10 protein-coding genes are annotated in these 12,235 nt (G+C 71.2%); 9 read left to right on the top strand and 1 reads right to left on the bottom strand.

Annotation, left to right across the window (positions count from 1 at the left end):
* Positions 1-2 precede the first annotated feature (2 nt).
* Positions 3-737, top strand: a complete 735-nt coding sequence (locus AB0M95_RS05665) for a MerR family transcriptional regulator (RefSeq protein WP_358515610.1) — start codon at positions 3-5, stop codon at positions 735-737.
* Positions 738-1,143: 406 nt separating this feature from the next.
* Here the strand turns inward: AB0M95_RS05665 and AB0M95_RS05660 are convergent, their stop codons facing one another.
* A complete protein-coding gene (locus AB0M95_RS05660; protein WP_363759961.1) occupies positions 1,144-2,874 on the bottom strand; it encodes an ABC transporter ATP-binding protein in 1,731 nt (576 codons plus the stop codon).
* Positions 2,875-3,320: 446 nt separating this feature from the next.
* Here AB0M95_RS05660 and AB0M95_RS05655 point away from each other — a divergent pair, with 446 nt between their 5' ends.
* The 8 genes from AB0M95_RS05655 (at position 3,321) to AB0M95_RS05620 (ending at position 12,165) form a co-directional block, all read left to right on the top strand.
* Positions 3,321-4,211: a MurR/RpiR family transcriptional regulator gene (locus tag AB0M95_RS05655; protein WP_363759958.1), complete on the top strand. Its 891-nt coding sequence runs from the start codon at positions 3,321-3,323 to the stop codon at positions 4,209-4,211.
* A gap of 49 nt (positions 4,212-4,260) precedes the next feature.
* A complete protein-coding gene (locus AB0M95_RS05650) occupies positions 4,261-4,488 on the top strand; it encodes a hypothetical protein (protein WP_363759955.1) in 228 nt (75 codons plus the stop codon).
* Positions 4,464-5,159: an SDR family oxidoreductase gene (locus AB0M95_RS05645; RefSeq protein WP_363759952.1), complete on the top strand. Its 696-nt coding sequence runs from the start codon at positions 4,464-4,466 to the stop codon at positions 5,157-5,159. Before AB0M95_RS05650 ends, AB0M95_RS05645 begins: the two co-directional genes overlap by 25 nt.
* An 88-nt stretch (positions 5,160-5,247) precedes the next feature.
* Positions 5,248-6,597, top strand: coding sequence for a formimidoylglutamate deiminase (locus AB0M95_RS05640; protein WP_363759949.1), 1,350 nt, complete (start codon positions 5,248-5,250; stop codon positions 6,595-6,597).
* A 245-nt stretch (positions 6,598-6,842) separates the two neighbouring features.
* Positions 6,843-7,784, top strand: a complete 942-nt coding sequence (locus tag AB0M95_RS05635) for a sigma-70 family RNA polymerase sigma factor (protein WP_358515593.1) — start codon at positions 6,843-6,845, stop codon at positions 7,782-7,784.
* A 367-nt stretch (positions 7,785-8,151) separates the two neighbouring features.
* Positions 8,152-9,465, top strand: coding sequence for an ammonium transporter (locus AB0M95_RS05630; RefSeq protein WP_363759946.1), 1,314 nt, complete (start codon positions 8,152-8,154; stop codon positions 9,463-9,465).
* The gene (locus tag AB0M95_RS05625; protein WP_358515589.1) at positions 9,462-9,800 is read left to right on the top strand and encodes a P-II family nitrogen regulator; all 339 of its coding nucleotides are present in this window, start codon (positions 9,462-9,464) and stop codon (positions 9,798-9,800) included. Before AB0M95_RS05630 ends, AB0M95_RS05625 begins: the two co-directional genes overlap by 4 nt.
* Positions 9,801-9,804: 4 nt before the next feature.
* The gene (locus AB0M95_RS05620; RefSeq protein ID WP_363759943.1) at positions 9,805-12,165 is read left to right on the top strand and encodes a [protein-PII] uridylyltransferase; all 2,361 of its coding nucleotides are present in this window, start codon (positions 9,805-9,807) and stop codon (positions 12,163-12,165) included.
* Positions 12,166-12,235: the final 70 nt, after the last annotated feature.

The following is a 12,235-nucleotide window of genomic DNA, read 5'->3' as shown; positions in this document are numbered from 1 at the left end:
TCGTGGCGTGGAGTACCAGGCAACTTGCGGTCCTCGCTGGCGTCACGCTGCGCTCGATCCGTCACTGGCATGACATCGGGCTCCTGCCCGAACCTGAACGGCTCGCGAATGGGTACAAGCAGTACACCGCCCGCCACCTCGTACTCGCGCTGCGCATCGCCCGCCTCACTGGCCTCGGGTTCACCCTCGACGACGTCGCTCGGATGCTTGATTCCGAAGAGGATGGTCAGGAATCCCTGCGCGGATTACGCGCGGAACTCGACACCAGAATCGCCGACCTTGAGCGCATCCGATCCGAGGTCGATGAGCTGATCAGTCTCGGGGTCTCACCCGATCTGTCGCCCGAAGCGCTGCTGGCCATGGAGGCACTCGGAGGCGATCCCGCCTCGCGCAACGTCGCAATCGTTCTTACTCACCTGATGCCGAAGGAAGACACGCTCACTTTCGTCAAAGCCCTGAAAAATGCACCCGAGGAACTCCTCCACGTCAACACCGCGCTCCAGGAACTACCCGCCGACGCCTCTGAAGACGAGATCGACTCTCTTGTTGACCGTGCGACCGCCACGATCCGCGCGTTCCTCTCCACCCACTACAAGGCGTTCCCAGACTTCCCCGACAGCCCTAGTGAGCAGATGAACACCGACTCGCTGACAGTCCTCGTAACGGAGGGCATGAATCCCGCACAGCGGCGCACCATGCGGCTCATCGGCGAACACCTCGCCCACAGCGCCGAGTGAGACATCATGTCCGGTCCCGCCACGGTGGCGGCACCGCACGATCTGGGGTTTCTCGGGATCGGCGGTGACGGTGCCGCCGATCCGGCGGGACCGCGAGACCTGGGGAAACGTTCACCGGGCGTGAACTGCGGTGGTGCCGATTCGGCCCCACCGTCCCATCAGGGAAGAACGTTCTCGCGGTGTACCAGATTCTGGTGCGCCTACGGCGGTGCCGAATCGACATCGCCGTGCAGTTCCCTGCGGTGGTGGCAATTGCCCCGCCCTTGGTCCGGCCGGGATCCTCATCCCCTATCCGGGGCCGCCGGGGCACCGGATAGGTCCGAAAGGGAAAAGCCGGCCGACGATCTTCGCCGGCCGTGCCCGTGACGAGGGAATCGCCCCCTGAGCAGGGGCGGGATGGCGAGCCTCAGCCGGGAAGGGCCTCGGTGCTCGCCACGAACTGGGTGGTGGCGAGCTCGCGGTACAGGTCGTCCCGCGTGAGCAGCTCGCGGTGGGTGCCCACGGCGCGGACCCGGCCGCCCTCCAGGACGACGATGCGGTCCGCCGACGTCACCGTGGACAGCCGGTGGGCGATCACCAGCACCGTGGTCGTGCCCGCGACCTCGTTGATCACGTCGCGTAGCCGCATCTCGTTGACGGCGTCGAGCTGGGACGTCGCCTCGTCCAGCAGGAGCAGCCTCGGCCTGCGCAGCAGCGCGCGGGCGATGGCCACGCGCTGGCGCTCCCCGCCGGACAGCATCTGCCCCCGGTGGCCGACCGCCGTCTCCAGGCCCTCGGGCAGCCTGCGCACGAGGTCCTCCAGCCGCGTGCGCCGGACGACCTCGGCCACCTCCTCCTCGGTGGCCTCGGGCGCGGCGAACACGATGTTCTGCCGCAGGCTGCCGGACAGCACCGGCGCGTCCTGCTCGACGTACCCCAGGGAGGAGCGCCACGCGCCGAGGGGCAGGTCGCGGATGTCGTGCCCGTCGGCCACGATGCTCCCGGCCGACGGCTCGTAGAACCGCTCCAGCAACGCGAAGATCGTGGACTTGCCGGCTCCGGACGGCCCGACCAGCGCGGTCATGCCCCCGGCGGGGATCTCGAAGGACACCCCGCGCAGCGCCTGCGGGCGGTCGTCGCTGTACCGGAAGTCCACGCCGGACAGCGTCACGCCCGCCGGGCCGGACCCGATCGGGATCGGCGCCTCGGCCGGGCCGGACGGCTCGGCGGGCAGATCCTCGACCTCGCGCAGCCGGGGGATCACCGCCAGCCCGGCCTGGAGCTGCACCGCCGCCTGGACGAGCTCGGCGATCGGCGAGGTCAGATAGAAGAGGTACAACAGGAACGCGATCAGCGAGGAGACCTCCAGCAGGCCGCTCGACACGCGGACGCCGCCGGCGCCGAGCACGGCCAGGAAGGCGAGCTGGACGGCGAGCCACGTCGTGGTGCCGGCGGCCGCGCTCCAGCCCGCCGCACTGAGCCCGCGCCGCCAGGCCGTCGTGGCGGCGCCCTCCACGGCGGCCGTCTCGCGCTCCTCCGCGCCGGACGCCTTGACCGTGCGGAACGCCTGGAGCGAGCGGTCGAGTGCCGAGCCCACCTCGCCGAGCGCGACCTGCGCGGCGTTGGTGGCGCGGCGGATGCGCGGCAGCAGGAAGATGTTGACGCCTCCGACGACCGCCAGGACGGCGAGCGTTACCAGCAGCAGGAAGCCGTCCATGATCGCCATCAGCGTGACGCACCCGGCGAACGTGAACACCGCCGTCACGCCGTTGGTCAGGCCCGACGTGCACACCGCGCGCAGCAGGGTGGTGTCGGCGGTGACGCGGGACTGCAGGTCGCCCGGTTCCAGCCGGTCCACGTCGGGCACGCGCAGCCGCAGCATGCGCCGGATCAGTCGAAGCCGCGCGCTCAGCACCACGCTCTCGGCTGTGCGTTCCAGCACGTACCCGCCCAGCGCGGAGATGCCGGCGCCGAGGACGACGAGCGCGCTGAGCATGATGACCGGGCCGGCGAGTGAAACGTTCTGGCCGAACGCGTCGATCACGTTCTTGGCGACGAGCGGCGTGGCGAGCCCGGCGGCACTGCCCAGCAGGCCGAGCACGCCGCCGAGGACGAGCGTCCGCGTGAAGGGACGAACGTGGGAGAGAAGCAACCGCATGGAACCGGGCTGGGACAAGGGGGATTTCACGATCAGTCGAACGCGATACGCGTAGTGTCGCGTTCCCGTGGCGGGTTGCGTCCTCGTTGCTTTCGCTGAATATCCGCATATATCGGGCTTAACGCCCCATGATCGCACGGCTAGGACGAGATTCGCGGCACCCATGCCCACCTCCCGGTACGCTTCGGGTACACCGCATGAATGCCCCTATTCAGGGCACGTGGTGATCGGGGGATCACACACGCAAACGGGAGGCTCTCTGGTCCCGCGCGACCAGGTGGCGCGAGGGATCGCCGGCTCAAGGGCGCCCTCGCGCGGCGAGGACGCGCCATGAGCACGGATGAGGAAGGCGGCTCGGTGCGTTGTCGCTCGCGGATGCGTGCGAACGCGGGGGCCGGGCACGGGGGTCTGTTCACGGGGCTGGCGCCCCGGGGCTGGAGGTGGACGTGGCGGAAGGGCTCGAACGGCTGGTGCGGGGGAGGCGGCTGTCCCCGGTTCAACGGCGCATCGCGCATTACCTGAGTGAGCATCTGCCTGACGCGGTCTTCCTGTCGAGTGTCGAGCTGGCCGAGCGGGCGGGGGTGAGCCAGCCGTCGGTGACCCGTTTCGCGATGGCGCTGGGCTTCGCCGGGTACCCCGAGTTCCGCCACGCGCTGCGTCCTCTCGTGGTGACCGGCGACGGGCCGCCCGAGAACGGCCACGTTCCCCGGGACGCCGACGCCGGTGGCGCCCGGTTCCTGCGCGAGATGATCGACAACGAGATCCGCGACCTGACGGCCATGCGCGACCGGCTGGCCTCGGGTCACGGCGTCGCGGGCGGGCCGGCGGACGGCCTCTCTTACCGCATCGAGGAGCTGGGCAGGGCCCTGGCGGCGTGCGAGCCGCTGCCCGTGCTCGGCCTGCGCGTGTCGTCGGGGCTCGTCGCGACGTTCGGGTACTACGCGCGGCGCATTCACCCGGACGTGCGGCCGCTGGTGCACGGCGGTTCGGAGCTGACCGACGGCCTGCACGCCGCGCGCCGCGCCGGGTCGGAGTGGCTGCTGGCCGTCGTCCTGCCCCGCTATCCCGCCGAGGTCGTGCACGCGCTGCAGTACGCCGCCAAGCTGGGCTTCCGCACGGCGGTGATCGCCGACCGCATGGACGTGCCCTTCCCGGCGGACGTCGTGCTGCCCGCGCCGGTGCGCAGGCGGGCGGTATGCGACTCGCACGCGGCGCCGCTGGCCGTCGCGATGCTCCTGCTGGAGGCGATGGCCGAGGCGGCGCCGCTGCGCACCCAGGCCCGGCTGGACGAGCACGACCGGATGGCCGACGAGATGGGTGTGTTCCTGGGGCCCTGACGCGACCCGGCCGTACGCGCCCGCCCGGCGTCACGACTGCTTTTCTCTCATGGGGGAGTCTGATTGTCGTGACCTCCTCCAGGCGGAGGTCGAATACTTAAATCACGGCAAATCATCCTTTTCTGCATTTTTGATGGCCTGGTTCAGCCATTCCAGTCGCGCGCAACTGAAGACCGGCGAGGATCACGGTTTCGTCGATGCGGCGGGGCGCGCCGAAGATCCTGCCGGTGCGCGCCCACTAGGCTGGCGTGCATGGACGCGCGACCCATCGCCTTGATCACCGGAGGGTCGCGAGGCGTGGGCGCGGCCGTCGCCCGCGAGCTGGCCCCCACGCACGGGCTGATCCTCGGCGGGCGCGAGAGCACCACCCTGCACGCGATCTGCGACGAGCTCGGCGCCCGCCCGTGGGCGGTCGAGCTGACCGACGAGCGCGCGGTCGCCGAGGCGGTGGCCGGCATCGACCGGCTGGACGTGCTGGTCCACAGCGCGGGCACCGCCCACCTCGGCCGGGTGGCCGACGTGCCCGCGCGGCAGTGGCGGGAGTCGTTCGAGGTGAACGTCATCGCGGTGGCGAACCTCACCCGCCTGCTGCTGCCCGCGCTGCGCGCCTCCCGGGGGCAGGTCGTGCTCATCAACTCGGGATCGGGCCTGCGGGTGAACCCGGGCTGGGCGGCGTACGCGGCGACGAAGTTCGCGCTGCGGGCCTTCGCCGACGCCCTGCGCCAGGAGGAGGAGGGCGACGGCGTGCGGGTCACCAGCGTCTTCCCCGGCCGGGTGGACACCGACCTGCAGCGCAGCGTGCGCGAGCAGGAGGGCGGCGCCTACGAGCCCGAGAAGTACCTGGACGCCGCGTCGGTGGCCCGCGCGGTGGCCACGGCGGTGACGGCGTCGCGGGACGCGCATTTCACCGAGATCGTGGTCCGCCCGGCCGCGCGGCCGACCGCCTGACGGCACGGCCGGCGGCGACGCGCCGATCCGGACGAATCCATTCCTCCAGCAGGGGTTACCTTGACCTTTCCCCTGAGAGATTTAGGGGGTGTCCGACGTCACCTACTGGTGCGAGCTGGCCTGGCTGCACCCCGGGGAGGCCGTCGAGGGCGTGGTCGTCCGGGTCGTGGGCAGCCGGTTCGCCGATGTCGTGCCCGGAGTCGCCGTGGCGCCCAAGGGTGCGATCCGGCTGGCGGGGCTCACGATGCCCGGCCTCGCCAACGCCCACTCGCATGTCTTCCACCGCGCCCTGCGCGGCCGGGCCGAGGCCGGCGCGGTGAGCTTCCGGGACTGGCGCGAGCGCATGTACGCCGTCGCCGCCTCCCTGGACCCCGACTCCTACCTCGCCCTCGCCCGCGCGACCTTCGCCGAGATGGCCCTGGCTGGGATCACCGGTGTCGGCGAGTTCCACTACCTGCACCACGGCGAGGGCGGAAAGCACTACGACGACCCCAACGCCATGGGCCACGCGCTCATCGAGGGCGCCAGGGACGCCGGCATCCGCATCACGCTGCTGGACGCCTGCTACGTCACCGCCGGCATCGGCGCGCCCCTGGACGGCACACAGCTCCGCTTCGGCGACGGCGACGCCCACCGCTGGGCCGAGCGCGTCGACGACCTGGCGGGGGAGTACCTCAAGACGGAGGACGTCGTGATCGGCGCCGCCGTTCACTCGGTGCGCGCGTGCCCGCCCGAGCAGATGCCCGTGGTGGCGGACTTCGGCCACCGCAGGGCGGCGCCGCTGCACACGCAGGTGTCCGAGCGGCGCACCGAGAACGAGCACTGCGTGAGCACCTACTGCGCGACCCCCGTGCAGGTCCTGTACGAGCACGGGGTGCTCGGGCCGCGCACGACCGCCGTCCACGCCACCCACCTGACCGACGTGGACGTGGCCCTGCTCGGCGGGTCGTCCACCCACGTCTGCCTGTGCCCGACCACCGAGCGGGACCTCGCCGACGGCATCGGCCCGGCGCGCCGGCTGCGCGACGCGGGCTCGCCGGTCACCGTCGGCACCGACAGCAACGCGGTGATCGACCTGCTGGAGGAGGCGCGGGCCGTCGAGCTGGACGAGCGCCTGGTCACGGGGCAGCGCGGGCACTGGACGGCCGACGAGTTGCTCCAGACGGCCACCATGGTCGGGCAGGCGTCCCTCGGCCACCCCGACGCGGGCTTCATCGTGCCCGGCGCCTGGGCGGACCTGGTGTCCGTGCGCCTGGACTCGGTGCGCACCGCCGGGGTGGGCGCCGAGTCGGCGCTGGAGCGCGTGGTGTTCGGGGCCACGGCCGCCGACGTCCACTCGGTGGTGTCCGGCGGCAGGCGGGTGGTCGTGGAGGGCGGCCACGTGCTCGGCGACGTCGGCACGCTGCTCGCGGACGCCATCTCGGCCATCCGCGGCTGATCTTCCGCGGCCTCACGTCAAAGGCGATTTCGCGCTTTCAACTGCCTTTTCGCGGAAGTTTTCGCGCCCGGTCTCATCCCTGAGGATGACGTCTAAAACCATTCTCCGGTCGTATCCCTTTAGGGAATCTTTGCCGTGGACTGTTCGTTGGTCGAGGCAGAAGAGGGGGAGAGGACGTCGCGCTGCCGCGGGGCGCCCTCCGATCCGCACATACGGCGGGCGTGGCGAGACGAGGTGCCAGCGTAATGGCGATGCCGACGGGGAATCGGACGCAGGAACAGCAGGTCGCCGACAGGGATCTTCTCGGCACCTACCTGGCCGAGATCGGGCGTGTGCCGCTTCTCAGCGCGGAGCAGGAGGTCGAGCTCGCCAAGCGCATCGAGGCGGGCCTGTTCGCCGAGCAGCTCCTGGACAGCGGGCTGCCCGAACCCAAGGCGTCGGACGCCACGGACGAGGAACTCGAGCGGGTCGCGGTGTCGGGGCGTCGCGCCAAGGACGAGTTCATCCAGGCGAACCTGCGGCTGGTCGTCGCCGTCGCGCGCAAGTACTCCGGGCGGGGGATGCCGCTCATCGACCTGGTGCAGGAGGGCAACCTCGGCCTGGTCAGGGCCGTCGAGAAGTTCGACTACCGCAGGGGCTACAAGTTCTCCACCTACGCCACCTGGTGGATCCGCCAGTCCGTGGGCCGCGCGATCCACGAGCAGGCGAGGCCCGTGCGCCTGCCGACCCACGCGGGGGAGCAGATGACCCGCCTGATGCGGGTCCGCCGCGACATGATGGCCGAGCTCGACGCCGAGCCGACCGACTCCGACCTCGCCGCCGTCCTCGACCTGCCCATCGAGCGGGTCCGCGAGCTGCGCCGCTGGGCCTCCGACCCGGTGTCGCTGCAGCTCGGCGTCGGCGACGAGGACGAGACCGAGCTCGGCGACATGATCGCCGACGACACCTGGGCGAACCCCGAGCAGCAGGCGATGGACACGCTGGAGCGCGAGCGCCTGGAGGACTGGCTGCTCGGCCTGGAGGGCCAGACCCGCGAGATGTTGCGGTGGCGTTACGGCCTGGTCGACGGGCGGGAGCACACCCTCACCGAGGTCGGTGAGAAGTACGGCATCGGCCGTGACCGGGCGCGCCGCATCGAGCGTGACGCTCTGGCCCGGCTCAGGAAGCTGGCGCAGACGGCGGCGTAGCGCCTGGGGCCGACACGGGTTGCGTGTGACTTTCGGCCCCTATTCGCCATTTTCGGCTGGTCGACCCTTCGGGGTGGCCGCCGCATGCCCGCAGGTGGTGGCGCCAGGGCGTCGGCCCCGCGGTCCTGCACGCTGCTGAGCGGCGTGCGGTTTGGGACATGCCGATATTGATCGTCCCACCCTCCGAAACCTGGCCGAAACCTCATGTCCGCGAGTTTCACGTACGTGAAACACGCCTGGTCGAGACCTGAAACGGCGGAAGAACACGCTTTCGGCCAACGTCAGTGCGCAGCCGGTCAATGAAGCCCTGGAGCGCCCACTGCGGGAGAAATCGGCCACACGCCATTTGTAAGGAGGGTCGCATCGAATGAAGATCGATAGCGGCACTACAGCCTGGATGCTCGCGGCCACCGCATTGGTGCTGCTGATGACTCCGGGCCTCGCGTTCTTCTACGGAGGCATGACCAGGGCCAAGAGCGTCCTGAACATGATGATGATGTCATTCGTCAGCATCATCACCGTGACCATCGCCTGGACCATCTACGGGCATGCCTTCGCCTTCGGTACCAACGGCAACGAGACGCTGAACAAGTTCATCGGCGGGCTCAAGGAGATCGGCCTCCAGAGCCTCGTCGACACCGCCACCAAGGACGACGGCACCGGAATGCCGAGCCTGGTGTTCTCCGCCTTCCAGCTGACCTTCGCCATCATCACCGTGGCCCTGATCAGCGGCGCCATCGCCGACCGCGCCAAGTTCGGCGCCTGGGTGGTCTTCTCGGTCATCTGGGCGACCATCGTCTACTTCCCCGTCGCCCACTGGGTCTGGGGCGGCGGCTGGCTCAGCCAGCTCGGCATCGAGGACTTCGCGGGCGGCACGGTCGTCCACGTCAACGCCGGTGCGGCGGGTCTGGCACTGGCCCTGGTGCTCGGCAAGCGCAGCGGCTGGCGCAAGGACCCGATGCGGCCGCACAACCTGACGCTCGTGCTGCTCGGCGTGGGCCTCCTGTGGTTCGGCTGGTTCGGGTTCAACGCCGGCTCGGAGCTCGCCGTCGACGGCACCGCGGGCCTCGCGTTCATGAACACCCAGATCGCCACCGCGGTCGCGGCCGGCGCCTGGATCCTCGTAGAGAAGATCCGTGACGGGCACTCCACCACCCTCGGCGTCGCCTCCGGCGCGGTCGCGGGTCTGGTCGCCATCACCCCGGCCTGTGGTTTCGTCGACCCGTGGGCGGCGATCGTCATCGGCGCCATCGCCGGTGCCGTCTGCGCCTACGCCGTCGGCCTGAAGTACAAGCTCGGCTTCGACGACTCCCTCGACGTGGTCGGCGTCCACCTGGTCGGCGGCGCGATCGGCGCGATCTCGCTCGGGTTCTTCGCCGCGTACCCGTTCCTCGACCCGCAGGCCGAGGGCCTGTTCTACGGTGGGGGCCTGACGCAGCTCGGACGCCAGATCCTCGGGCCGGTGGTCGTCGGCGTCTACTCGTTCGTCCTCGCGTGGATCATCGGCAAGATCATCGACAAGACGATGGGCTTCCGGGTCACCGAAGAGGACGAGGTCACCGGCATCGACATCACCACCCACGCCGAGACCGGCTACGACCTCGGCTCCGTTCACGCCTCGGGCGTCTCCGCCTCCGTGAACGGTCCTGTCCCATCAGCGGCGAAGAAGGTAGACGCATGAGGCTCATCACGGCGGTGATCAAGCCCTTCAAGCTCGACGACGTCAAAGCGGCGCTGGAGCAGTTCGGCATCAAGGGAATGACGGTCAGTGAGGCCAGCGGGTACGGCCGGCAGCGCGGCCACACCGAGGTCTACCGCGGCGCCGAGTACCAGGTCGACCTGGTGCCCAAGGTGCGCGTGGAGGTCCTCGCCGAGGAGGATGACGCCGAGGACGTCATCGACGTCATCGTCAAGGCGGCCCAGACCGGCAAGATCGGTGACGGCAAGGTCTGGTCCGTCCCCGTGGACACGGTGGTCCGGGTCCGCACGGGAGAACGCGGACCGGAGGCCCTCTAACCGGATGATGAGAGGCGACGCTCGCTCATATGCGGCGGCACGTAAGGAACGCGCCGCCGACATCGACCGCTGGCTGGCCGACCTCTTCCGTACGGCGTGTCCCACGTCGTACGGACGGGAAGGCCGGAACGGGCTCGGGGGGGCCAGGAGCGGGTACTCCTCCGCAGACGAACGCGCCGGTGCGCCACCGCCGGGGCCCGGCGCCCCGCCGGGCGGCGCCGGCGCACCCTACGCGGGGACCGGCGTGGCCCTGGTCGCGGTAGGGAGCCTGGGGCGAGGCGAACTCGCCCCGGGCAGCGACCTCGACCTGGTCCTCCTGCACAACGGCCAGGAGGACGTCGCCCGCATCGCCGACCGCATCTGGTACCCCATCTGGGACTCCGGGCTCGGCCTTGACCACTCGGTGCGCACGGTGGACGAGGTCACCAAGGTCGCCCGCGAGGATCTGAAGGCGGTGCTCGGCCTGATCCAGGCCCGGCACGTCACCGGCGATCCCGAGCTCACCCGCGCCGCCCGCGAGGCGGTGCTCGCCGAATGGCGCTCCGACTCCAAGCGGCGGCTCGCCGAGTTGCGCGAGGCCGCGGACAAGCGGGCCGAGTCCTCCGGTGAGCTGGCCTTCCTTCTCGAACCCGACGTCAAGGACTCCCGTGGTGGTCTCCGCGACGTCCAGGCGATGCAGGCCGTCGCCGCCGCCTGGGTCGCCTCCGCTCCCGGCCCCCGCGTCCGCGAGGCCTACGAGTTCCTGCTGGACGTCCGGCACGGCCTCCACCTCGTCACCGCACGCGGCGCCGACCGACTGGTCCTCCAGGAGCAGGACGCCGTGGCCGGCGCGCTCGGCCTGCTGGACGCCGAGGCGCTGATGCGCCGCCTGGCCGAGGCCGGCCGCACGATCAGCCACGCCTTCGACTCCACCTGGCGCACGGTCGACCGCCTGCTCTCGGGCCCGGCCCCTCGCGGCCGCCGCCCGCTGGCCGACGGCGTGGTCGAGCACGGCGGCGAGGTCGTCCTCGCCCGCGGCGTGAGCCCCAAGAACGACCCGATTCTCGTGCTCAGGGCCGCGGCGGCCGCCGCCGAGGCCGGCCTGCCGATCGCGCCCGCGACGGTGTCGCTGCTCGCCTCGCAGTCGCCCGCCCTGCCGGTGCCCTGGCCGGACGAGGCCCGTGACGCGCTGGTGGCGCTGCTCGGCGCCGGGCGCGCGGCCGTCCCGGTGTGGGAGGAGCTCGACCAGGCGGGCATCATCGTCCGCCTCATCCCCGACTGGGAGCGGGTGCGGCACCGCCCGCAGCGCAACCCCGTCCACCGCTTCACCGTCGACCGCCACCTGATCGAGGCGGCGACGGGCGCGGCGTCGTTCACCCGCGAGGTGTCGCGGCCCGACCTCCTGCTCATCTCCGCCCTGCTGCACGACATCGGCAAGGGCTGGCCGGGCGACCACTCGACGACCGGCGAGATCGTCGCCCGGGACATCGGCGCCCGCATGGGCCTGCCGCCCGCCGACGTCGAGACGCTCGCCACCGTCGTGCGCCACCACCTGCTGCTCCCGGAGACCGCCACCCGGCGCGACCTGGACGACCCGGTGACGATCTCCCGGGTCGCCGAGGCGGTCGGCTCGCGCGAGGTGCTTGAGCTGCTGGCCGCCCTCGCGGTGGCGGACGGAAACGCCACCGGGCCCGCCGCGTGGAACGCGTGGAAGGCGTCGCTGGTGTCGGAGCTGGTCCGCCGGGTGCGCTCGGTGCTGTCGGGCACGCCGCCCACGCCCGCGCCGACGCTCTCGCCGCGCCAGGCCTCGCTCGCCCGGCACGGTGGCGGCGCGGTCCGCGTGCATGGGGGCGCGGTGACCGTTGTGGCGCCGGACCGGCCGGGCCTGCTGTGGCGGGCGGCGGGCGTGCTGGCGGCGCATCGCATGGTCGTGCGGGCCGCTTCGGCGGCCTCGGCGGCCTCGACGGCCGTCATCGAATTTTCGGTGGTGCCCGAGTACGGCACCCCGCCGGACCCCGCGACGCTGGAGGCCGATCTCCGCCTGGTGCTGGCCGGGCGGTTGGACATCGAACAGCGGCTCGCGCGTCGTACCAGGTCAATGCGGCCGGCCCGGGTTCCGGTGGCTCCTCCACGGGTCAATCTGGTGGACGACGCCTCGCAGACGGCCACGGTGGTCGAGGTCCGCGCGCATGATCGTCCGGGGCTGCTGTGGCGTATCGGCCGTGCCTTCGGCGAATGCAACCTTGACGTGCGCGCCGCGCGCGTGGAGACTCTCGGCGCGGAGGCTGTCGACGTCTTCTATGTGGTCGACCGGTCGGGGCGGCCGATTACCGACGCCGCGCAGCGTGCGCAGGTTCGCGACCAGGTCCTCGCGGCACTGCGCTGACGCGCGCGGCCTGGTCGGGGGTTTCAAGGTCATTTAGGCAAGGTTCATAACAATTACGTCCAGTGTGATG

Source organism: Sphaerisporangium sp. NPDC051017 (assembly GCF_040683095.1).
In the GTDB taxonomy this organism is placed as follows: domain Bacteria; phylum Actinomycetota; class Actinomycetes; order Streptosporangiales; family Streptosporangiaceae; genus Sphaerisporangium.
Note: the sequence above shows the minus strand (reverse complement) of the source record. Positions and strands in the feature narration are given on the sequence as shown.